Annotated in this window: 17 protein-coding genes; 12 read left to right on the top strand and 5 right to left on the bottom strand. The window is 51.8% G+C overall.

Annotation, left to right across the window (positions count from 1 at the left end):
- Positions 1 to 92 precede the first annotated feature (92 nt).
- Positions 93 to 2372, top strand: coding sequence for an ATP-dependent Clp protease ATP-binding subunit ClpA (gene clpA, locus ACJJIZ_RS15080; protein WP_413662223.1), 2280 nt, complete (start codon positions 93 to 95; stop codon positions 2370 to 2372).
- 96 nt (positions 2373 to 2468) lie between these two features.
- Here clpA and infA read toward each other — a convergent pair whose 3' ends face one another.
- From infA to trxB, 4 genes are all read right to left on the bottom strand, one after another.
- A complete protein-coding gene (gene infA, locus ACJJIZ_RS15075; RefSeq protein ID WP_010130378.1) occupies positions 2469 to 2687 on the bottom strand; it encodes a translation initiation factor IF-1 in 219 nt (72 codons plus the stop codon).
- A gap of 125 nt (positions 2688 to 2812) precedes the next feature.
- Entirely contained in the window at positions 2813 to 3532 is a 720-nt protein-coding gene (locus tag ACJJIZ_RS15070; RefSeq protein WP_413662222.1) for an arginyltransferase, read from the bottom strand.
- Positions 3525 to 4217: a leucyl/phenylalanyl-tRNA--protein transferase gene (aat, locus tag ACJJIZ_RS15065; RefSeq protein WP_444916208.1), complete on the bottom strand. Its 693-nt coding sequence runs from the start codon at positions 4215 to 4217 to the stop codon at positions 3525 to 3527. Before aat ends, ACJJIZ_RS15070 begins: the two co-directional genes overlap by 8 nt.
- Positions 4218 to 4306: 89 nt before the next feature.
- On the bottom strand, positions 4307 to 5254 hold the full coding sequence (trxB, locus tag ACJJIZ_RS15060) for a thioredoxin-disulfide reductase (protein WP_282933072.1): 948 nt from the start codon (positions 5252 to 5254) through the stop codon (positions 4307 to 4309).
- 410 nt (positions 5255 to 5664) lie between these two features.
- Here trxB and ACJJIZ_RS15055 point away from each other — a divergent pair, with 410 nt between their 5' ends.
- The 8 genes from ACJJIZ_RS15055 (at position 5665) to ACJJIZ_RS15020 (ending at position 14870) form a co-directional block, all read left to right on the top strand.
- On the top strand, positions 5665 to 6720 hold the full coding sequence (locus tag ACJJIZ_RS15055; protein WP_282933071.1) for a methyltransferase domain-containing protein: 1056 nt from the start codon (positions 5665 to 5667) through the stop codon (positions 6718 to 6720).
- Positions 6721 to 6946: 226 nt separating this feature from the next.
- Positions 6947 to 9289, top strand: a complete 2343-nt coding sequence (locus ACJJIZ_RS15050) for a DNA translocase FtsK (protein WP_444897513.1) — start codon at positions 6947 to 6949, stop codon at positions 9287 to 9289.
- Positions 9290 to 9382: 93 nt separating this feature from the next.
- The gene (lolA, locus tag ACJJIZ_RS15045; protein WP_444913974.1) at positions 9383 to 9994 is read left to right on the top strand and encodes an outer membrane lipoprotein periplasmic chaperone LolA; all 612 of its coding nucleotides are present in this window, start codon (positions 9383 to 9385) and stop codon (positions 9992 to 9994) included.
- The gene (locus tag ACJJIZ_RS15040; protein WP_413662219.1) at positions 9987 to 11330 is read left to right on the top strand and encodes a replication-associated recombination protein A; all 1344 of its coding nucleotides are present in this window, start codon (positions 9987 to 9989) and stop codon (positions 11328 to 11330) included. The genes lolA and ACJJIZ_RS15040 overlap by 8 nt, the downstream gene beginning before the upstream one ends.
- 19 nt (positions 11331 to 11349) lie before the next feature.
- Positions 11350 to 11724 carry a fluoride efflux transporter CrcB gene (gene crcB, locus ACJJIZ_RS15035; protein WP_282933067.1) on the top strand — a complete coding sequence of 125 codons (375 nt, stop codon included), beginning with the start codon at positions 11350 to 11352 and terminating at the stop codon, positions 11722 to 11724.
- Between the two features lie 47 nt (positions 11725 to 11771).
- A complete protein-coding gene (gene serS / locus ACJJIZ_RS15030; RefSeq protein WP_282933066.1) occupies positions 11772 to 13055 on the top strand; it encodes a serine--tRNA ligase in 1284 nt (427 codons plus the stop codon).
- Positions 13056 to 13147: 92 nt separating this feature from the next.
- On the top strand, positions 13148 to 14542 hold the full coding sequence (gene cysG, locus ACJJIZ_RS15025) for a siroheme synthase CysG (protein WP_444913973.1): 1395 nt from the start codon (positions 13148 to 13150) through the stop codon (positions 14540 to 14542).
- 64 nt (positions 14543 to 14606) lie between these two features.
- Positions 14607 to 14870 carry a hypothetical protein gene (locus tag ACJJIZ_RS15020; protein ID WP_282933064.1) on the top strand — a complete coding sequence of 88 codons (264 nt, stop codon included), beginning with the start codon at positions 14607 to 14609 and terminating at the stop codon, positions 14868 to 14870.
- Between the two features lie 22 nt (positions 14871 to 14892).
- Here the strand turns inward: ACJJIZ_RS15020 and ACJJIZ_RS15015 are convergent, their stop codons facing one another.
- Positions 14893 to 17220, bottom strand: a complete 2328-nt coding sequence (locus ACJJIZ_RS15015) for a penicillin acylase family protein (protein ID WP_444913972.1) — start codon at positions 17218 to 17220, stop codon at positions 14893 to 14895.
- A gap of 325 nt (positions 17221 to 17545) precedes the next feature.
- On the opposite strand from ACJJIZ_RS15015, the gene ACJJIZ_RS15010 reads away from it, so the two are divergent.
- From ACJJIZ_RS15010 to egtD, 3 genes are all read left to right on the top strand, one after another.
- The gene (locus tag ACJJIZ_RS15010) at positions 17546 to 20095 is read left to right on the top strand and encodes a TonB-dependent receptor (RefSeq protein WP_444913971.1); all 2550 of its coding nucleotides are present in this window, start codon (positions 17546 to 17548) and stop codon (positions 20093 to 20095) included.
- Positions 20096 to 20457: 362 nt separating this feature from the next.
- Complete coding sequence (egtB, locus tag ACJJIZ_RS15005; RefSeq protein WP_444913970.1) at positions 20458 to 21762, top strand: ergothioneine biosynthesis protein EgtB; 1305 nt, start codon at positions 20458 to 20460, stop codon at positions 21760 to 21762.
- Positions 21763 to 21764: 2 nt separating this feature from the next.
- The gene (gene egtD, locus ACJJIZ_RS15000) at positions 21765 to 22733 is read left to right on the top strand and encodes an L-histidine N(alpha)-methyltransferase (RefSeq protein ID WP_444897507.1); all 969 of its coding nucleotides are present in this window, start codon (positions 21765 to 21767) and stop codon (positions 22731 to 22733) included.
- Positions 22734 to 22753 lie beyond the last annotated feature (20 nt).

The following is a 22753-nucleotide window of genomic DNA, read 5'->3' as shown; positions in this document are numbered from 1 at the left end:
AGGGAATCAGCCAGGATATAAACGCCGGCGAAGGGTGCGCGCCTACCAGCGGAGTCGGCGGGAAATATTGGCGATTAGGGTTTGAGGTTTAGATGCTCAGCAAGGACTTAGAGGTAACGCTTAATCTAGCGTTCAAAGGTGCTCGAGCGAAACGGCATGAATTCATGACCGTTGAGCACCTATTGCTGGCGCTCTTGGATAACGAATCCGCAGCAGATGTTCTACATGCGTGCGGGGCGGATTTAAGTGCATTGCGCCGTGAACTCCTGGAGTTTGTGGACTCCACAACACCGTTGATCCCGGAGGCCGATACAGATCGAGAAACCCAGCCGACATTGGGTTTCCAGAGGGTCCTGCAGAGGGCCGTATTCCATGTCCAGTCATCCGGTAAAAAGGAAGTTACAGGGGCAAATGTCCTGGTCGCCATTTTTTGTGAGCAGGAGAGCCAGGCTGTTTACTACTTGAAGCAGCAGAGTGTTGCCCGGATAGACGTCGTTAACTACATCACCCACGGAATTTCCCGAGTTGGCTCCAGCGGTAACAATCACCATCACGGTTCCGATACTGCACCTGAGCAGGTAGATGAGGAAATTAGCGGGGGCGCTGAGCCAGGTGGTTCCGACCCCCTGGAAAGCTACGCCACCAACCTCAATCAAGAGGCAATTCTTGGCCGTATTGATCCGCTTGTGGGACGTGCACCTGAGGTGGAGCGTGTCACGCAGGTTCTCGCTCGTCGCCGCAAGAACAATCCACTGTTGGTGGGTGAGTCCGGTGTCGGCAAGACGGCAATTGCTGAGGGCTTGGCACGGCGTATTGTCGATGAGGATATCCCCGAACCTTTGAAAGAGAGCACTATTTACTCTCTGGATCTTGGCTCCCTACTGGCTGGGACCAAGTATCGCGGTGATTTTGAGAAGCGCTTTAAGGCGCTGCTGGCGGAACTCAAGAAGCGTGAGCACGCGGTACTGTTTATTGATGAGATCCACACCATCATCGGGGCCGGCGCCGCTTCAGGAGGCGTCATGGATGCCTCCAACCTGCTTAAGCCGCTACTTTCCAGCGGTCAATTGCGCTGCATAGGCTCCACTACTTTTACTGAATATCGCGGTATCTTTGAAAAAGATCGCGCGCTGTCGCGCCGTTTTCAAAAGATCGATGTCAGTGAGCCCTCAGTGGAAGAGACCGTGCAAATATTGCAGGGGCTCAGAAGCTGCTTTGAGGATCACCACAAGGTCCGCTTTACCGATGGAGCTTTGGATGCTGCTGCGCAGCTATCCAGTCGTCACATCACCGAGCGATTCCTCCCAGATAAGGCCATTGATGTAATCGATGAAGCGGGAGCCTACCAATCTTTGCTGCCTGAAGAGGACCGCAAAGAGGTTATTGGGGTTTGTGAGATTGAGATGGTTATCGCCAAGATGGCGAGAATACCTGCCAAGAGCGTGTCTGCTTCTGACAAGGAGCAGTTATCACGCCTGGATGACAACCTCAAAATGGTGGTGTTTGGGCAGGACAGCGCGATTGATGCCCTGGGTACTGCGATTAAGCTGAGTCGCGCCGGCCTGGGTTCTGAAGAGAAACCCATCGGCTCCTTCCTATTTTCGGGCCCCACCGGAGTCGGCAAGACAGAGCTCTGCCGCCAGTTGGCGAAGGTGATGGGTATCGAGCTGATTCGCTTCGATATGTCTGAGTATATGGAGCGCCATACGGTTTCCCGCCTGATCGGCGCGCCCCCTGGGTATGTAGGTTTTGACCAGGGTGGTTTACTGACAGACTCGGTAACCAAGCACCCTCACAGTGTTGTGCTGCTCGATGAAATTGAGAAAGCACACCCCGAAGTATTCAATCTGCTTTTGCAGGTGATGGATCACGGTACCCTAACTGATAACAACGGCCGCAAAGCGGACTTCCGCAATGTCATCCTGATTATGACAACCAATGCGGGCGCTGAGGTGATGAGCCGTCGTTCAATCGGTTTCTCCCATCAAGATCACTCCACCGATGGAATGGAGGAGATCAAGAAGATGTTTACCCCGGAGTTCCGCAATCGCCTCGATAATATTATTCAATTCCGTTCTCTGCCTCTGGATGTCGTGAAGACGGTGGTGGATAAGTTTATCGTTGAGTTGCAGGCCCAGTTGGATGACTCCAAGGTGACACTGGTCGTTGATGATGAGGCTCGAGAGTGGCTGGCGGTGCGGGGTTATGACGAGAAGATGGGTGCGAGGCCTATGTCCCGCCTGATTCGCGACAAGCTGCGCAAGCCTTTGGCAGAAGCCGTGCTCTTTGGTGAGTTGGCAGAAGAGGGTGGGCGTGTTTGCGTCACTATTGAAGATGATGAGCTGGCGATTAAAACGGCGGTGCCCGCCTAAAGTTAATTAGCTTCAGCCAGGCAATAAAAAAGCCACCGAGAGGTGGCTTTTTTATTTCAGGTCAAATTGCCTTGCGGAATTTGACCTCTGAGCGAATTAGCGCGCGCGGTACGTAATGCGGCCCTTGCTCAGGTCGTATGGAGTCAGCTCCACTTTCACCTTGTCGCCGGTGAGAATGCGAATGTAGTTTTTACGCATCTTTCCAGAGATATGCGCAATTACCACGTGTCCGTTTTCCAGCTTTACGCGGAAAGTGGTGTTCGGCAGGGTGTCGATCACCTCGCCTTCCATTTCAATATAATCGTCTTTTGCCATGCGGCAGCAACCTTACAATAACTTGATCAGACCTTTACCCCGGAGGCTCTTTGGCCTAGCCGCGGCTTGACGGGCGAGCATTTTGCACGAAAAGGCAAGATAGAGCAAAGGGAGAGTGTGTTGAACTAGAGCGATTTAAGGCTCCAGCGGTTTTCTTTTAACATTTCGATGGGGCGAAATTGGCTTTTATAGGCCATTTTGTGGCACTTCTCAATCCAGTACCCCAGGTAGAGATTAGGTAGTCCCAAGCGCCGGGCCCATTCGATCTGGTAGAGGATGCAGTAACTGCCCAGGCTCCGTTTGTCCTCATCGGGATCGAAGAAAGTATAGATGGCCGATAACCCGGCAGTCAGGATATCTGTTACCGCCACTGCCACCAACTTGCCGCGGGCTCTCAGCTCAATATAGCGAGTAGACCCCCAAGCCTGGCTTAGGAAGCTGCGGTATTGTTCCCGGCTGGGTGGATACATCTCCCCATCGGCGTGGCGCTGCTCGATATAGCGGGCGTAGAGTTCGTAATGCTCATCTGTATCGATGGACTCGATATGGAATATGTCCAGGTCCTTGTTGCGCTTCCAACAGCGTCTCTGGTTGCGGTCAGGGACAAACAGGCTCACAGGCACGCGAGCCGGTATACAGGCGCGACAGGTCGCGCACTGGGGGCGATAGAGGTAGGCACCACTGCGCCGGAACCCCAGCTCTGACAGGCGGTTGTACAGACGCTGATCCACTTCTGTTTGCGGATCGACAAACACCGTTGTTGCCTCCCGATCCGGCAGGTAACCGCAGGGGTGGGGCAGGGTGGCCAATAGGCGCACTGAATCCAGCTGAGAGTATTTACCCATAAGTCCACGAAAGCTTCCAGGGCTGCGGGAAAGGCGGCTGCTTAACGCCGTCTGCCAGCAGTTGTTCGAAATCCTTACGACACATTTCCACCGCCCCAAGGCTGCTGAGATGAGGATTGCTCACCTGGCAGTCGATCAGTGGGCAGCCCCACAATTCTAATTGCCGAACGAGGTGGACAAAAGCGACTTTTGAAGCGTCTGTCTCCCGGTGAAACATCGACTCCCCAAAGAACACTCGCCCCAGCGCAATACCATAGAGTCCGCCAACGAGTTGACCGTCGCGCCAAACCTCCACTGAGTGGGCAAACCCCTGATGGTGCATGTCGATATAGGCGTCGCACATCTCATCGGTGATCCATGTGCCGGTTTCATCCGCCCGGGGGGCACGGCAGGCCTCAATTACCTCGGGAAAGGCTTGGTCGAAGGTGACCGAAAAGGTTCCTCGGCGCAATACTTTGCGCAAAGTGCGGCCAATACGAAAGTTTTGCGGGATAACCACGCAGCGAGGGGAGGGGCTCCACCACAAGATCGGCTGGTCATCTGAATACCAGGGGAAGACCCCTCTTTGATAGGCTTCAACCAGCCACTCGGGAGTCAGGTCTCCTCCGGCCGCCAGCAAGCCATTGGGGTCATCCAGTGCGAATTCAGTTGGGGGAAAATCAACAACGGTGTGGTCGAGCCACATCAGGCGGCTTTGGGTGTTCCCTGCCACGATCTGACTCCTGTCGGTAGAGGGGGGATACCGGGCAGAAAAGCTCTGCCCGGGGATTTGACTTACTTCTCGGCGTCGAGGAAGCGCTCGGCGTCCAGGGCGGCCATACAGCCGGTACCCGCAGAAGTTACCGCCTGGCGGTAAATATGGTCGGATACGTCACCTGCGGCAAATACACCGGGAACAGAAGTCTGAGTGGCATTGCCGTTCAGGCCGCTCTCCACAATGAGGTAACCACCATTCATTTCAAGCTGGCCTTCAAAGATACCGGTATTCGGTTTGTGACCGATAGCAATAAATACACCGGAAACGTCCAGCTCTGTAGTGGTGTCGTCCTGGGTGTTGCGCAGGCGCAGCCCAGTTACACCGTTGTCGTCACCGAGCACTTCGTCCAGGGTGTTGTGCCAGCAGACATTGATATTGCCGTTTTCCACTTTATCCATCAGGCGGTCCTGAAGGATTTTTTCTGCGCGAAGCTCGTCGCGGCGGTGAATCAGGGTCACTTCACTGGCGATATTGGAGAGGTACAGGGCCTCTTCTACGGCGGTGTTGCCACCACCGACAACAGCAACTTTCTGGTCGCGATAGAAGAATCCGTCACAGGTCGCACAGGCGCTGACACCGCGTCCCTGGAAGGCTTCCTCAGAAGGTAGGCCCAGGTACTGAGCTGAGGCGCCAGTGGCGATAATCAGCGAGTCACAGGTGTAAGTTTCGTTGCCTTTCAAGGTGAAAGGGCGCTGTTTCAGATCAACAGATTCGATGTGATCGAAGATGATTTCTGTCTCGAAGCGCTCTGCGTGCTGCTGCATTTGCACCATCAGGTCCGGACCTTGAAGCTCCGGAATACCGCCCGGCCAGTTCTCGACTTCAGTGGTGGTGGTCAGCTGCCCACCCTGTTGCATACCCGTGATAACAACCGGGTTCAGGTTTGCCCGTGCAGCGTAGATAGCCGCGGTGTAGCCGGCAGGGCCTGAGCCGAGGATGATCAGTCGATGATGGTTATTGCTCATGAAGTACTCTTTAAAACTCTCAATTTGCGAAGTTTACCCAATGGGCTGGGAGTCCATATGCCCGTCCATTTTTTGATCAGGCGAGACTATTAAATTGGGCGATATAATAGGCGATATTTACCATCCGGCGAAATAGTTTGCCTTAATTTGTTCGATTGATCCTACCTATTCAACTCTCTTTGACCTTGCTAGAGCTTTGGCTCAAATCGGAGTTTGCGCCAAAGCTGGCCGTAAGAGCTGGAAAAATGTAAAAAAGTTCCAATCTGAGGTAACTGCTGCTGGCTTTGATAGGGGGAGAATGGAGTGTCACAAATTAGAATTACGGATTGTTAGATGTATTGAGTGTGTGAGCGTCATAGAGGCCAGTGACTTCGAGTAAGTGCCCAAACCCTAGTGGGTTGAGGATCGTTATGCGCTATAAAAGAAAGTTCATACCCTTAAACCTGAAGCGAGAGCAGTTGGGGCATCCTAAAACTTTTCTGACCCTTAGTGAGGAGGCCCAGGCTTTCGTAGCCGAAATTATCGACGATAGTTATTCGTTGCGTTTTTCCATTGATCTGGAGCCCGATGGCGATCACCGGGCGAGCTTACATGGCCCACCCCACCTGCTGGATCTATTTACCGCGCTTAACTTGCAAATACGCTGTGAAATTGTCTCTGATGGATATGGTGATACAGGAGGTGGGGCGGTTACTTGCGCGGGTGAGCCAGAAGAACTCGAGAAGTTTGCTATGGCGCTGGGCCTCAGCAATGGTTGTCGAGTTCTCGACTTGATGTGTGGCAGGGGAGTCCTGAGTAGCTACCTGCTTAAGTTTGCCAAAGCTCATGGGGTTATTATTCAATGTAGCTTGTGCGATTCCCACCCTTCGCAGCTTGAAAACCTTGACCCAAATATTCAATTGCTAGCTGCCGATATCACTATAGGTGACGGAAGAAACTTGCCATATCCCAGTGAATTATTTGATGCTGTGGCAATCAGAATGGGCCTGCACGAAGTGCCTTATAAAGATCAGCCCCTGGTTCTCCAGGAGTGTTATCGGGTTTTGAAGCCGGGAGGTCCGCTGTTGGTTTGGGACTTGATGCCGGCGTCTGCCGGGGTCCAAGATTTACTGTGTGCCCAAAAGCGAAAATTGTCAGCGCTGACACACCGTGAATCGTTGCTCTTGGATCGGTTCTTTTTGCGGGAAGACCAGTTGTTACAATTGCTCAGCGATGCAGGCTTTTCGCAAGCAGAGCGGGTATCCAGAACCTATTACCGGGATAGTACTCAAGACAAATTAAAAACAGAGTTGGGCGGGGATCAATACAAATTGGAAATTCTGAATAGTTACCTCCGCGAGAGAGTTACCCAGGCGATTATTGATGAGGTTTGCTGGGAGGATTCAGGGCAGGATATCTCGATGATGATTCCAAATTGCATCTATCGCACGTACAAACCGATAAATTTAGAAGAGAATACTGGCTAGGAAGCGCTCCAGGTTTTTCGATACTGCCGCCAAACAACAAAAAACTACTTGGTGTCAGGGATCGTAAGGCGCAATCTGAAAGCGTAGATTGTAAAATAGCCTGATTGAGTTGCTTTCTTCTGTAAGCAATACAGAATTTTGTCGGGCGGCATGGGGATTCAGGTCCCAGGTAGACACCGCCAAGTTCATGTGGACATAAAAAGTACAGCATTATTGAGGTAAGCCATTGAAGGCCGAAAGCGCAACTGAAAAAAGCCCTGCAGAGAGCAATGCATTGCCAGACTCATTGATCGCCCGACTCGTTCGCGAGGGGGCCCTGATCAGTTTGCTGGCTGGTGCCCTGTTGCTCGCCATTAGCCTGTTAAGCTTTAGCGCAGAAGATCCGGGCTGGTCGCAAACTGGCAGTACCCAACAAGTGCACAATGCCATTGGGCCAGCCGGTGCTTGGCTGGCAGATGTGTGTTTGTCTTTGCTCGGATGGATGGCTTACCTGTTCCCCTTGCTGATTGGTCTGCGGGCCTATCACATTCTTCGCGATCGCAATGCCCGCTTCCATTTGCCGCTATTTGCTTTGAGAGTATTTGGCTTGCTGCTTGTTCTTGTCAGCGGGGCGGCAATGGCGACTCTTTGTTTTGATCCCGCAGAAAACCCATTGCCGTTTACCAACGGAGGCATCATCGGCAGTGCGATGGCGTCTGCCCTGGGTTCTAGCCTCGGCTATGTAGGGGCAACCATTTTACTGCTGGCGATATTTGCTATCGGTGTCACTGTTTTTACAGGTTTGTCGTGGCTCAAATTGGCAGAGGCAATCGGCAAGAATGTGCTCGGCTTTTTTGCCTTACTGGGCAGTTTCTATCAACGCTGGCGCCAAAAGCGCAATGAGCGGAGGGTGGCCAGAGAGGCGATTGTCGTGCGCAAGGCGGCTGTGGAGGAAGAGAAACAGCGAGTTGCCAAACGAATTCCCCCGAAGATTGAGCCCACTGCCCCCAAGCCGAAGCAGAGTCCTCGGGCAGCAAAGGAAAAACAGCGAGAGCTTTTCAAGAGTGGCCCGGTTACTGGAACCCTGCCGCCGTTGGGTCTACTCGATCCAGCAGATCAAAACAAGAAGGCCGGCTTCTCCCGGGAATCCCTGGAAGCGCTGTCACGCCTGTTGGAACTTAAGCTGAAAGACTTCGGCGTTGTTGCCGAAGTGGTATCTGTGCTGCCGGGACCGGTAGTAACCCGCTTTGAAATTCAGCCAGCTCCCGGTGTAAAGGTGAGCAAGATTTCCAATCTGGCAAAAGACCTGGCGCGCTCACTGGCGGTGATCAGTGTGCGTGTGGTCGAGGTAATCCCAGGCAAGTCGGTTGTGGGTATCGAAATCCCTAACGAAAATCGACAGATGGTACGCCTCAGTGAAGTGTTGTCGGCAGATGTCTACGATAATGCCAAATCGCCGCTGACTCTGGCGCTCGGTCACGATATTTCCGGTCAGCCGGTGGTGGCCGATCTGGCCAAGATGCCTCACTTGCTGGTAGCGGGTACCACCGGTTCGGGTAAATCCGTGGGTATCAACGTTATGTTGTTGAGCCTGCTGTACAAATCCACGCCCGATGAGGTCCGCCTGATCCTGGTGGACCCCAAAATGCTGGAGCTCTCGGTGTACGAGGGCATTCCGCATTTGTTGACCCCGGTCATCACCGATATGAACGATGCCGCCAATGGTTTGCGTTGGTGTGTTGGAGAAATGGAGCGCCGCTACAAGTTGATGGCGGCAATGGGGGTGAGAAACCTCGCAGGCTTTAACCGCAAAGTGAAAGAAGCTGAAGAGGCCGGGGAGCCGCTGATCGATCCTATCTGGCAGCCAGATCCCGCCTCCAGCGTGCCGGAAGATGAACAAACCGCACCGGCCCTGAAAGCACTGCCTGCCATTGTTGTCGTGATTGATGAATTTGCCGACATGATGATGATCGTCGGTAAAAAGGTCGAACAGCTGATCGCTCGAATCGCACAAAAAGCCCGTGCAGCTGGCATCCACTTACTGCTTGCAACCCAGCGTCCGTCGGTGGATGTTATTACCGGCTTGATTAAAGCCAACGTACCTACTCGAATCGGTTTCCAGGTTTCGTCCAAGGTGGATTCCCGCACAATCCTCGACCAGGGCGGCGCGGAGCAGCTGCTCGGTCATGGTGACATGTTGTACTTACCGCCTGGAAGTGGTGTTCCCGTTCGTGTCCACGGCGCTTTTGTCGACGATCACGAAGTGCATAAAGTTGTCGCGGATTGGGGCCGTCGCGGTGAGCCTGATTATATCGATGGTATTGTCGACGATAGTAATAACAGTATTCCCGTGCCTGGATTACAGTCTGAAGGCGGTGAGGATGAAGACCCTGAGGCCGATGCGCTCTACGACGAAGCCGTAGCTTTCGTCACTAAATCCCGCAAGGCGTCAATTTCCTCTGTGCAGCGTCAGCTGCGGATTGGTTACAATCGCGCGGCTCGAATTATTGACGCCATGGAGGCTGCCGGGGTGATATCTGCGGCGGGCCACAACGGCAATCGAGAGGTGCTGGCACCGCCGCCAGCCTGATACGAGTTTGGCCCTTGGAGCAGTGGCGGGTTAAGCCACTGTTCACTTAGTCGGGGTTAATCTTTAAGGAAATCAATACGTTGGGACTCCACTATGAAAAGAATTCTGCAGGGTCTGCTGCTTTCAATCAGTGTTACCGCCAGCGCGGCCTGGGCTGATGCCACCGATGACCTGAGCGATTTACTCAAGCCGTTGGAGGCGATTTCGGGTAATTTCAAACAGACATTGATCGACGAGCGCGGTGAGGTCACACAGAAGAGCAATGGTAGCTTTTCTGTGCAGCGCCCGGGCAAATTGCGCTGGAAAACCGGTGAGCCTTACCCCCAGTTACTGGTGACAAACAACAAGACGCTCTGGCTGTACGATCCGGACCTGGAGCAGGTGACAGTTCGCCCGGTGGATGCCCGTATTAAGGATACCCCAGCCCTATTACTGGGGGGCAAAGTAGAGGAAATTCGAGGCTCGTTTAATGTGAGCCAGAAAGAAGGGGTTTATCAGCTGACCCCCAAGAACCCCTCGGCCCCTTTTAAAGCCATGGAAATTCGATTTGCCAAAAATGGCTTGCCGTCGGCAATGACCGTGCGCGATGGTATGGGACAAACCACTGAAATTCAGTTCAGTGGTATGGAGGCGAACCCAAAACTATCCGCTTCTATATTTGATTTTAAGCCCCCGGCCGGTACTGACATTATTAAAGATGAGTGATCTGTTCGATACTCCCAAAACCCACCAACCCCTCGCGGCCCGTATGCGGCCGAATTCCCTGGCCCACTATGTGGGCCAGTCGCATTTATTGGGGGAGGGCAAACCTCTGCGGGAGGCCGTAGAGCGCGGCCAACTGCACTCAATGATTTTGTGGGGGCCACCCGGTGTTGGCAAAACCACTTTTGCGCGGTTGCTAGCTGAAGAGTGCGATGCTCGATTTGCCACTCTGTCTGCGGTACTCGCCGGAGTGAAAGATATTCGCCAGGCGGTGGCCGAAGCTGAACAGCACCGGATACAGTCGGGCCGACACACTATTTTATTTGTCGATGAAGTGCATCGATTTAATAAGGCTCAGCAGGATGCCTTCCTTCCCTACGTGGAGGAGGGCACTGTGACTTTTGTCGGGGCGACTACGGAGAACCCGGCTTTTGAGTTGAACAATGCGCTTCTATCCCGGTGCCGGGTCTATCTTTTGCGCAGTATTCCCGAAGAGGAATTGTTGGGGTTGCTGCGCTACGCCCTGCAAACTGACCAGCAGTTGCGCGAGCGGAGCGTCAACATTCCCGAAGAAGTGTTGGGCAAGATTGCCCGGGCTGCCGATGGGGATGCCCGCAGTGCTTTGAACTTGCTGGAAGTGGCATGCGATCTGGCCAAAGAGGAGGCCGGGCGACTGATTGTCGATGAAGACGTGCTCGCCGAGGTGCTCAGTGCCGATGTTCGCCGTTTTGATAAAGGCGGCGATTATTTTTACGATCAGATTTCCGCCATGCATAAATCAGTGCGGGGGTCTGACCCGGATGCGGCGCTCTACTGGTTTGTGCGGATGCTGGATGGAGGCTGCGACCCGCTATATATCGCTCGCCGTGTCGTGCGTATGGCTAGTGAAGATATCGGCAATGCGGACCCGAGGGCTTTGCAGTTGTCGCTGAATGCCTGGGATGTGCAGGAACGACTGGGGAGCCCCGAGGGCGAGCTGGCAATTGCCCAAGCCATTACTTACCTGGCGGTTGCGGCAAAAAGCAATGCGGTTTACTCCGCTTACAATCGTGCCGTGGCGGATGTTCGTCGCGAGCCCAGTTACGAAGTGCCAGTGCATTTGCGCAATGCCCCTACCAAACTGGCAAAAAGCCTGTCCCACGGTGCGGAGTATCGCTACGCCCACGACGAACCCGATGCTTTTGCTGCGGGAGAGAATTACTTCCCCGAAGAGATTGCTGAGCGCGAGTACTACCAGCCGGTTCCCCGAGGGTTGGAGTTAAAAATTTCAGAAAAATTGCAGACTCTGCGCCGACTAAATCGCGAGAGTGACAGGCAGCGTTACAGAAACTCTAAATAGATAGAGAGGAAGCAGCTAAATGCAGTGGCTGGCAGTCGCCTTGGGCGGCGCACTTGGGGCAGTTCTTCGCCACCTGGTGAGTATCTGGAGCTTTCCGGTATTTGAGGGTCGGTTTCCGCTAGGAACCATCATTGTCAATTTAACAGGCTCTTTTTTGATCGGTATTGTTTATGTACTGATCGCTCACCGCGCCATGTTGGGGGAGGAATGGCGTCTTCTGTTGATGACCGGTATGTTCGGCGCACTGACAACCTTTTCCACTTTCTCCCTCGAAAGCCTGATACTGTGGCACAATGGCCAGCCGCTGGTGGCCCTTGGCTATATTGTCGGCAGCCTTGTTGGTTGTTTGTTGGCCACCGCTGCTGCTGTCGCTTTGGCGACACGGTATTTTTAATTTAACTTCTCTGTTGTAGGAGCCTGATAACAGGCGAACTGGAAACGATGCTCGATCCCAAACTGATTCGCACGGATATGGACCAGGTGGCCGCTGCCCTGAAAAAGCGCGGTGTAGAACTGGATACTGCCAAACTTGAAGCCCTTGAAGAACGCCGCAAAGAATTGCAGGTGCGCACCGAGAGTTTGCAAAACGAGCGCAATAGCAAGTCGAAAAATATCGGCCGTGCCAAGGCGAATGGTGAAGATATTGCCCCGCTTTTGAAAGAAGTGGAGTCCCTCGGTGGTGAGTTGCAAGATGCCAAACATGCACTGACAGAATTGCAGGGAGAGCTGGATGCAATCTTGTCTGCGATTCCCAACTTGCCGGATGCCTCAGTGCCCGAAGGCGAGAGTGAAGACGATAATGTAGAGGTTCGCCGCTGGGGCCAGCCGCGTACTTTTGACTTTGAAGTTAAAGACCACGTAGACCTGGGCACACACCTTGGTGGTCTCGACTTCGAGATGGCAGTGAAGCTAACCGGCTCCCGCTTTGCGGTAATGAGCGGTGATGTTGCGCGTCTGCATCGCGCGTTGGCACAGTTTATGCTGGATACTCACACCGAAGAGCATGGTTACCAGGAAACCAATGTGCCGGTTGTTGTGAATGCTGATTCCCTGTACGGCACTTCCCAGCTGCCTAAATTTGAGGAAGACCTGTTTAAGCTCGAAGATGATCGTGGTTTCTACCTGATCCCGACTGCGGAAGTGCCCCTCACCAATATGTATCGCGATCATATTGTTGAAGACAGTGCTAGCCTGCCGCATAAATTGGTTGCTCACACTACCTGCTTCCGCTCTGAAGCTGGCTCTCACGGCCGCGACACTCGGGGCATGATTCGCCAGCACCAGTTTGAAAAGGTAGAACTGGTTTGGGTGGCGCGCCCGGATCAGTCTGAAGAGGCATTGGAAACCCTGACGCAAAATGCTGAGACCATTTTGCAGAAGCTGAACCTGCCATACCGCACAGTGATTCTCTGCGGTGGCGATATCGGTTTCTCTGCTCGAAAGACATACGATATTGAAGTTTGGATTCCGTCCCAGGATAAGTACCGCGAGATATCCTCTTGCTCCCTGGTAGGTGACTTCCAGGCGCGCCGAATGAAGGCGCGCTGGCGCAACCCGGAAACCAATAAGCCCGAATTGGTGCATACGCTGAATGGCTCCGGCCTTGCCGTGGGTCGTACCCTTATCGCTGTTCTGGAAAATTACCAGCGCGAGGATGGCAGTATAGAGGTGCCGGAAGTATTGCGGCCCTATATGCGAGGCCAGGAAGTGATCTCAGCTTCCTGAGCGTAGCACTCCAAAAGGGCGAGCGTAGAGTTCGCCCTTTTTTGTTTGTAGTCATGAGTTTCACTTTGCCCGCTATTTGATGGAATAAGAAGTTGCGTTATTTACCCCTCGCATTTGATGTCAAAGATCATCCCTGTTTGATTGTTGGAGGCGGCTCCATTGCCACCCGTAAAGCTCGTTTATTGCACAAAGCGGGTGCACGGATATTGGTGGTATCCCCGGAAATTACCGATGAGCTTCAGCAAATGGTGACTGATTCTGGTGGGGAATGGTTTCAATCAGTTTATGCGAGCGAGCATTTACAGAAAGCGGGGCTGGTCGTTGCTGCATCCGATAGCGAGTCCGTGAATGCACAGGTTTCAGCCGATGCCCAGGCTCAGCGCCTGCCGGTCAATGCGGTGGACGCGCCAGAGTTGTGCACGTTTACTTTTCCGGCCATTGTGGAGCGGGGAGATCTATCGATCGGTATCAGTAGTGGTGGCGCGGCTCCAGTACTGGCACGCAGAATCAGGGCCCAGCTCGAAGCTCTGCTGTCGCCGGGTCTGGGACCGCTGGTAACTTTGGCGGCGCGAATGCGCGATAGGGTTAAGGCAGCGCTGCCAGAGTCTCGCCGCAAGAATTTTTGGGAGTGGGTTTTTGCCGGCCCCGTTGCCAACCGCATGGAGGCCGGGCAACCGGCAGATGCCGAGCAGGCTCTGGTGGATGCGCTCCAAGACTGGCAGGGGAGCCCCAATCCGGTGGGTGAGGTTTACCTGGTGGGTGGAGGTCCGGGAGATCCAGACCTGCTGACTTTTCGCGCACTGCGCTTGATGCAGCAGGCAGATGTGGTTCTCTACGATCGGCTGGTTTCACCGGAAGTGATGGAGTTGGTGCGCCGGGATGCAGAGCGGATCTATGTGGGTAAGCGCAAGGCTTTCCACGCGGTGCCACAGGACGATATCAATCAGCTGTTGGTAGATCTGGCCAGCCAAGGTAAAAAGGTTTTGCGGCTTAAGGGAGGCGATCCCTTTATTTTTGGTCGAGGCGGTGAGGAAATAGACAAGTTGTCAGAGGCGGGGATCCCCTTTCAGGTAGTGCCGGGAATCACTGCGGCCTCTGGTTGCGCCAGTTACGCCGGTATCCCACTGACTCACCGGGATCACGCTCAATCTGTGCGCTTTATTACCGGGCACCTGAAAGAGGGTGAGTTGGACCTCCCTTGGCAAGAACTTGCGGGCCCAGCACAAACCCTGGTTTTCTATATGGGGCTTACGGGGTTACAAACTATTTGTGCTGAATTGATTAAACACGGGCTCGATGCGAATACGCCGGCGGCCTTGGTTGAAAAGGGCACTACGCGAGACCAGCGAGTAGTTGTCGGTGACTTGAGCAGCTTGCCGGCCCTTGCTGAAAACAGTGAAGTTCGAGCGCCAACACTCACCATCATTGGTGGGGTAGTGAGCTTGCATGAAAAGCTTCAGTGGTATCAGCCAAATCGAGAAGATTAAGGCAGGGACCCAATGACGCCGAGAGTACCTATACTGAAAAGGTACTCTCAGAGTGGTGTTCAATATGCTGCTTGCATTTATTCGCTTTTATTGCACCAATGCTGTGCGCTTTTTTCTCCCACCGGTCCGTGAAATAGCAATTCCTGCACAGCTAGACAGTCACACCCGGCGCTACACCTACCACTACCAGCAAAAGAAGAGTTGGGTGAGAAACCTCTGGATTATATCGGCGGCACTGATGTTGTGCTTTCCAGTGCTGCCTTTCGTTGTGAGTCTTGCCTTCTTCACCACGTTTCTGTCTTTTGCAATTCTCGATGAGACTGCCTGACTTTAGCGTCCCTGCGGTACCTCTAATTTAACGTGAGTCGGTAGCGAGGCTCGCGTTCAATAAATGATGAAGTGTTTCCCTTTACCCAATCCTGATGGCCGTTGCCGAAAAATGGTGAGAGTGGATGAGCACTCTGACCTGTGGCCATATGGAAAATACCGTCTGCATCCCGGCCCGGTGAAACCACTAAGCGCTGGGATGCGCCATGAGTGGGAGACTGGAAGCGGGGCATATGGGTATCTCCAGCGAGAGGCTCCGCAGGCATTGCCAGGAACCAATTCAGCGGTGGTATTGCTTTGCCCAGTGGATGCTGGATCTTTGCCGTATTTTCAGCACCCCAGGATTGACGCTTAAGGGGTTGATTGCTGCGATTCATTTTTTCCAGTACTTGATCCAGAGCGGCGAGCTTTATCGCGTTCCAGGATTCAAAATCCGGGTTGAGAAGCTGTTTTGGCTCTTGCTGAGCCATTTCCCAAAGTGGGTATTCAAATTGGCGCTTGAGTTGGCCGAAAGAAAACTTAGGCTGATAGCGGCGCATGTAAGTCAAAATGGGCGCTGTCGTAAGCTCCATCAACTTCAGGCGATAGTTGCGAACGATGCGATAGCCTACGGAGTCGATGGCGGCTCGGCCTCCCCAATTTTGAATCTGTGTATATACCTCGCGGTAGTCTTGCTGATCTTCAAGTAAGGTGAGGAGGTGTTGCTGCCACCGCTCGAGAAAAACTGCCTGATCGTCGAGCTGGATATTTAAAAGGTCCTGCTCATTGAATTTTTCTTGAGCGAAAAGCCGTTCGCGAATTTGTTGCTGACGTGCGCCGAGCGCATAGCCGTGGTTGCCCATGAGTTTGAGATAGTCCCCATCAACGATACGAGCGTTGGCACTCCAGATTCGGCCGGACTCCGGGTTATACAGGCGGGGGTGCTCCTGGGGGCTTAAATAGCCGTCCCAATAGGCACTACCATCTGCCCAGCTGATTGATCGACTGCCATCAAACCCGACTCGCTTGGGAATAGCGCCAGCCACAGTCCAACCAATATTGCCGTTACTATCGCCAACCACTAGGTTCTGATGAGGGATGCCTATGGTGGGGCCAAGCTCCAGAGCTTCTTCGGCGGTGCGAACAACTTCCATATCAATCAAGTTCATATTGCCGCCCAGAGTGTCGTGAGCAACCCAGCGGAATGCGAGAGGAACGCCATCGTGGTTTGTACCGATAACGGGACCCCAGATAGTTGTGCGAACTTCTATGGTTTTTGGGTCGCTGCCTTTGACGGCGATAGATTCTGTTTCATAGGCAAAATTCCTCCAGCCTTCAGGCGTTTTATATTGATTGCCGTCTTCGCTGAGTTCCAGTGGAATCAGGTCACTCCAGTCGCCACCGGTGTTGGTAAATCCCCAGGCAACTAATTCGTTGCTTCCGGCAACCATAATTGGGCCGCCTGGAAGGGTTACGCCACGAACAAATCGGTTGGTGCCTGGTATGCTCCAGCCTGCTCGGAACCAGATATTGGGAACACTCAGCCCGAGGTGCATATCGTTGGCAAGAATGGCTCCACCGTGCGCTGTTAAATTACCGCCGACCACCCAGTTATTACTGCCGTAAATCTTGTCATCACTCTCCATCGCCTGATAAACGATAGTGTCCTGTTCATCTAAAAGTGCAGAAATCGGTGTTTCTGGGAGGCTGACCTTTTCTCGTGCTTCTCCAAATAGTGGTGCGTCCCACCGCCCGCCTTGGGGAAAATAGAAAGCGTAGAGATCTGCTGGAAGCAATTCGGCTAAAGCGGTGTCGCGAAGTTCATAACTACCGCGTTCACTTTGTAGCGTCAGGTACATGCTGTAGATAGTTAACAGGCTGTCGGCAGAATTCCAGGGGCGCGGCTCCTGACCCAATAACAAATACTCCCAGGGTTTTGCGGGAAGCTGGTTGAGGCCAAAATTAATACCGTTGATATATTGATCCAGAAGGGCCTTTTGTTCCGCCGGCATCGCAGCAATGTTTCGCTCTGCTCGCTGGCGAAATTGATGCAAACGTACCTTTTGATCGTGTTTTATAGTGGACGCGCCCAGTAATTCTGATAATTCCCCAGCAGAACTTCTCCGCAACAGATCCATTTGAAAAAAACGTTCCTGCGCGTGTAAAAAGCCCAATGCGAAGGCCGAACTGTTTCGGTTTTCAGAATGAATTAATGGCACTCCCTGTGAATCGCGCTCGATAACAACTGGGTCTTTTAATTTACCCGTGGTAATGGTTCCATCGAGAATAGGCAAGCTCTGTCGGAGCCAGATCCAGGAGCCAATTAAAAATATAATTATCAAACCCAATAGGCTGATAATTAGTGCTGTCATATACCGCTTGAGAAATGGAAATGTTGTCATTGTGGTGGCCGCAAAATCTCTGAGTTAATGTCGGTAGCACTTTATTGTGCAATTTTAATTTCACTCGCAAAGTTACTAAGCGATACAAGGAGTAACTTTTAGTGACAAAACCCAAGCTTTAAATTATAGGATTTTCCTGTCATTCGCTGCTATTTCTCGAAGAACTGACTGGTCACAAGAAAAAAGTCATCGCAGGGTTTTCAATATGAAAACGCAACCGTAAGATGGCGTGCAATAACAAAAACAACAATAAATCGAAAACATCAGGCTGTATAACAATAAACGCGAGGACGCGATGATGCACGATGTTGGTAGAGATGTAACAAACCGTAGATTCAATCTTTCCATTCTTTCTGGAACCATTGCTTTCCTCACCGCTGTCGGCTCTCACGTTCACGCTGCGGAAATTGAGGAGGTTGTCGTTACTGCGCAGAAGCGAGCGGAAAACCTACAGGACGTACCTATCGCGATTTCCGCCTTCACCGGGGAAAATATAAAAGAAGCCGGTGTCAAAAATTTGACTGACTTGGGGAAATATACGCCGGGCGTGGAAATGCACAATGATACCGCCCTGCAGCCAACGTACAGTATTCGCGGCGTGCAAACTAATGACTGGACCATAGGCTCTGATCCAGCTGTGGCGGTCTATGTGGATGGGGTTTATACCGGCCGCAGTGCAGGTGCCGAGATACCGCTGACCGATATTGAGAGGGTTGAAGTCCTAAAAGGGCCTCAGGGTACACTATTCGGTCGCAATGCCACCGGAGGTGCGATCCATATTATTACCACCAAACCGCAGGCGGATGACTCTACGGAATTAAATCTAACTGCCGGTAATTATGGGCGCCAGTCGTCGGATCTTTTGGTTAATCGCCAGATTAGTGACAACCTATATGGCCGTTTTTCGGCGTCGACAAATCGTCGCGATCCATTTGCCGATAATTTAGCAAATGGATTCTCTGTAGGGGATCAGGATACTCAGACCTACCGCGCCTCTGTGTTGTGGGAGCCGGCGACGGATACCGAGGTGCTGTGGCGCGCCAATTACGGGATTATGGATCAAGGCAGCGCTTTGCGAACAACCATAGTGCCCAGCCTTAAAGATGAAACGGATGTTTTTGGCGACTACGCCTTGGATACCCCGACTATTGAGGATCGTGATTCCTTCGGCACATCACTGACAATTACCAAAGATTTCGATAATTTCACTTTTACTTCGATTACTGCCTACAGCGAATTCGATGCCCACCTGCAGCAGGATGAGGATGGTACCGCCAACCCGGACTATATGTTTGGGTCAGCTAATACTGATGATCAAAGCCAGTTCTCTCAAGAGTTCCGACTCAATGGTGCTACAGATACTATCAAATGGACTCTGGGAGCTTCTTACTCCGAAGAAGAGGTGGATCACACCACTTATGCCAATTTCACTACCGGATCGGTGGAATCCTTCGCCGTCTATGAAGGGGTAAAGGCTGCCTATCCGGACCTGACCCAAACCGAGCAAGAGGACTTAGCGGTTATCACCCGTGCGCAGCTGCAGCAGGCGGGGTTGGAGGGAATTGCCAGCGCTTCCTTTGTCTATGACCTAATGCTGCAAACAGGCCAGGTGGATGCGTTACTCGCTCAGTTAGGGGCCACTGGTATAACCGGCGATATGCTCTATGCGGAAGATGTAGTCGGACAGATGATGGCGGGCTTCAATCCCTGGATAGCCTCGGATGCACATTGGGGGGAGAGCGTTCGCAACACAGGTGATTACCGTTCCAGTGCTATTTACGGCGACATGACCTGGAGCCTTACCGATAAGATGGACCTGACTGTCGGTGCTCGTTATACCTACGATCAAAAAGATTTCACCATCCAGACGGCTTATGGCAACAGTATTCCTCTGTCACTATCCGGCGGAGATGTGCGCTTGGTTGACGGAGATGGCAACGTAATCGGCACTGTAACCCTGCCTGAGGTCGATTTGGGGTCCCAGTTGTTTGGCATTGTGTTTTTCAACAATGGCCAGCCGGTTTTGGACTCCAAATTGAGTGATAGCTGGAGCGACCTTTCCGGTCGTATAGTGCTGGATTACCGCTGGAATGACGATGTGATGACCTATGTCTCCCTGGCGGATGGTTTTAAAGCCGGTGGATTCAATAGCCTGAACTTTGGTCCCGGGGTTGAGTCGTCTTTCGATCAGGAAGATGTCGTTAACCTGGAGGTTGGTCTTAAGAGCAGCCTGTTCGACAACCGAGTACGCTTGAATACCTCTATTTACACCTACGAATACAACAATTTGCAGGAGTTGGATCTGGTGGGTACTCCTATTCCTAGTTATAACCTGCGGAATTCGGATGCAGAGGGTACTGGGGCGGAGATCGAAGTGCAGTGGGCAGTAACAGAGAGCTTGTTTATTGCCGGTAATTACTCCTACCTGGATACAGAGTTTACTGACTACCAGATCATCGAAGCCATTGGTGAGACTGAAGAGGACTCGAAAGTAGGTCAGTCTCGGGTATCAACGCCAGAGAATAAATTCAACCTAATGGCTGAATACACAGTGGACCTTGCATCTGGCGGGGAGTTTATTTTCCGTGGCGATTATAACTGGACAGATGAGCGAATTGGTTCGATTACTGATCGGACACGTATCGTGGAAGACTATCAGTTGTTCAACCTGCGGGCGGCCTGGAACAGCCCTTCAGATAGTTATTCTTTAGCGCTCTGGATACAAAATTTGACGGATGAAGAAATTGCTGGCGGTTATGGTGGTACCGGTGCAGCCATTGGTGCCAGTCCCGCTTGGCGCTTTATGCCGAGAATGTACGGTGCGGATTTAACTGTCCGATTTTAATTAACCCATGGGTTAATACGGCACAGGGATGTGCTGTTGTCGACCTTGGGAGGGCATTTAAAGGCCACAAGAGTATTGTGGGATTATTTAGAGTCCCTTATTCCGGCAGTAGCCTATAAAAAACGTTTAGATTGAGAAAATTGCGTCTAAATTTTGAAAGAAATATTACATAAAACAATTTTTGCTCTATTTTATTAAGTTATTCCTGTCAGCATGACGAGAGAGTGGGCCGGTTTATCCGGCCCTTTTTTTTATTGACCCTTCAAGAGAAAAATAAACTGGCGCATATACCCTTCTGTTGAATAGCTAGCCTCTAGGTTTACACCTAAAACTGCGTATGATGATTTCAATAGAGAAGAAATGTGTCGCAGTTGATTACTAATATGGCAATACACGTCGGTGAAGTAACTTTAGAGGAAGTACAACATCAACTTCTCAGTGATTACCAGAAAGTTCGTGCAGAGACAGAGGATCTTGCGTTGCCGTTATCCCCGGAGGATATGCAGCTACAGTCTATGCCGGATGCCAGTCCTACCAAATGGCATTTAGCACATACGAGCTGGTTCTTTGAGACCTTTATCCTTGCCAACCGGTTGCGGGGATATCAAACATTTAACCCACACTTCAACCACCTGTTCAACTCTTACTACAACAGTTTGGGTACCCCCTTTGCACGCCCTAACAGGGGGCTAATTTCGCGTCCGGATAGTGCCCAGGTTTATGAATATCGAAAGTTTATCGATGACTCCATGCACCGGATGCTCAGTGAGTACCCGATTCCTGAAAATTTGGCCGCGTTGGTCCAGCTGGGGTTGAATCATGAGCAGCAGCACCAGGAATTGATATTGACCGATATCAAGCATGCGCTGTCAACTAACCCCATGGCACCGGCATACAGGGATATGTTTCCTGAAGATGAAGACGGGGCGCTGGAACCTTTGCGATGGTTGAGCATACCCAAGGACCTCTATGGGATAGGGAGTGATGGGGATGCTTTCTGCTTTGATAATGAAGGCCCTGAGCATCAGCAGTTTATCGATGACTTTGTGATTGCCTCCCGATTGGTTACCAATGGCGAGTATCTTGAATTTATAGAGGATGGTGGCTATGAACAGCATCGGCTGTGGCTTTCGGATGGTTGGCTGCATTTGCAGAAAAATCAGCAAAAGCACCCATCCTATTGGCGGCTGAACAGTGATGGTTGGCATCAGTACTCCCTCTATGGGTTGCTACCCTTAAATCCAGCTGAGCCTGTCTGCCATCTTTCTTTCTATGAGGCAGATGCTTTCGCAACCTGGGCTGGAAAACGATTGCCTACTGAATTTGAATGGGAGGCAGCTGCTTGCCATTTACGCCAGCCGAATCAGATGGCATCAGCTAATTTCCTGGAAAAACGTCACTTTAGGCCATTGCAGGCGCAGCGGGGGCAAACGCAGTTCTTAGGGGATTTGTGGGAGTGGACTTCCAGCGCTTACTTACCTTATCGGGGCTTCAGAGCCCGGGAGGATGCAGTAGGGGAGTACAACGGAAAGTTTATGTGTAACCAAAAGGTTCTTCGCGGTGGATCTTTTGCAACCCCGGCTGACCATATCCGGATCAGTTACCGCAACTTCTTTTATCCACACCAGTCGTGGCAATTTACCGGTATCCGTTTGGCAGGAGACTAAATGTGAAAGCAGCCGTATCATCGATGCAGGAAAGTTCACAACAAGACCATGAATTTCTCAATGATGTGTTACGGGGGTTGGCCGGAGATCAGAAAACACTACCGTGTAAATACCTATACGACGAACTTGGCTCTCAGTTATTCGAGAAAATATGTGATGTAGACGATTATTATTTAACCCGTACTGAGGCGAAGATATTCAGTCAGTATCTACCGGATATTGCTGAGGAAATTGGCCCAGGGGCGCTACTGGTGGAGCCCGGTGCAGGCAACTGCGAAAAAGTAGAGGGCCTACTGCATCTATTAAAAAGCCCTAGCGGATACTATCCCATCGATATTTCCCCGGAGATTCTCTATCTGGCGGGGCAACGAATTAAAAAAGGCTTACCTCATATTTCTATCTGGCCGGAAGTGGGTGACTTTACTCAAGCCGAAGTATGGGACAATCTGTCGAATATTGAGTCAAAAAAACGTGTGGTGTTTTTTCCTGGTTCGACAATTGGAAACTTTGAGCCGGATAGGGCGGAGCAATTGCTGGAGACGTTTGCGGCAAATTTGAGAGCGGGAGACGGCCTGCTTATCGGAACTGATTTAGTTAAAGATTCAGTTGTGCTGGAGAGGGCGTATCACGATAGTGAGCATATTACGGAGCAGTTTAACAAGAACCTCCTGCAACGAATTAACAGTGAGTTGGGAGGCAACTTTGATTTGTCATCTTTCTCTCATCGCGCCTTCTATCAGCCATTGCGACAACGCGTAGAAATGCATTTAGTTAGCCTCCGGGATCAAAGCGTCGCAATCGCTGGGGAACAAATCGTCTTTTCGGAAGGGGAGACTATTCATACCGAGAATAGCCATAAATATAAAGTGAGTAGTTTTAATACCCTGTTGATGAAAGGCGGCTTTAAACCTGTTCGCCACTGGACTGATTCCTCTGAATCTTATGCTATTCACTATGCCCAGGCTATCTAGGGAGGTTTTAGGTCTCCTTT

The sequence above is a fragment of the Microbulbifer maximicatervae (SeqCode) genome (assembly GCF_052467225.1).
Note: the sequence above shows the minus strand (reverse complement) of the source record. Positions and strands in the feature narration are given on the sequence as shown.

Bases quoted from the DNA above. Each gene is read 5' to 3' on its own strand.
- lolA (WP_444913974.1), top strand. From the start codon at position 9,383: ATGAAAAGAATTCTGCAGGGTCTGCTGCTTTCAATCAGTGTTACCGCC.
- ACJJIZ_RS15040 (WP_413662219.1), top strand. From the start codon at position 9,987: ATGAGTGATCTGTTCGATACTCCCAAAACCCACCAACCCCTCGCGGCC.
- infA (WP_010130378.1), bottom strand. From the start codon at position 2,687: ATGGCAAAAGACGATTATATTGAAATGGAAGGCGAGGTGATCGACACC.
- aat (WP_444916208.1), bottom strand. From the start codon at position 4,217: ATGTGGCTCGACCACACCGTTGTTGATTTTCCCCCAACTGAATTCGCA.
- serS (WP_282933066.1), top strand. From the start codon at position 11,772: ATGCTCGATCCCAAACTGATTCGCACGGATATGGACCAGGTGGCCGCT.
- crcB (WP_282933067.1), top strand. From the start codon at position 11,350: ATGCAGTGGCTGGCAGTCGCCTTGGGCGGCGCACTTGGGGCAGTTCTT.
- ACJJIZ_RS15070 (WP_413662222.1), bottom strand. From the start codon at position 3,532: ATGGGTAAATACTCTCAGCTGGATTCAGTGCGCCTATTGGCCACCCTG.
- ACJJIZ_RS15020 (WP_282933064.1), top strand. From the start codon at position 14,607: ATGCTGCTTGCATTTATTCGCTTTTATTGCACCAATGCTGTGCGCTTT.
- ACJJIZ_RS15015 (WP_444913972.1), bottom strand. From the start codon at position 17,220: ATGACAGCACTAATTATCAGCCTATTGGGTTTGATAATTATATTTTTA.
- ACJJIZ_RS15055 (WP_282933071.1), top strand. From the start codon at position 5,665: ATGCGCTATAAAAGAAAGTTCATACCCTTAAACCTGAAGCGAGAGCAG.
- ACJJIZ_RS15010 (WP_444913971.1), top strand. From the start codon at position 17,546: ATGATGCACGATGTTGGTAGAGATGTAACAAACCGTAGATTCAATCTT.
- clpA (WP_413662223.1), top strand. From the start codon at position 93: ATGCTCAGCAAGGACTTAGAGGTAACGCTTAATCTAGCGTTCAAAGGT.
- trxB (WP_282933072.1), bottom strand. From the start codon at position 5,254: ATGAGCAATAACCATCATCGACTGATCATCCTCGGCTCAGGCCCTGCC.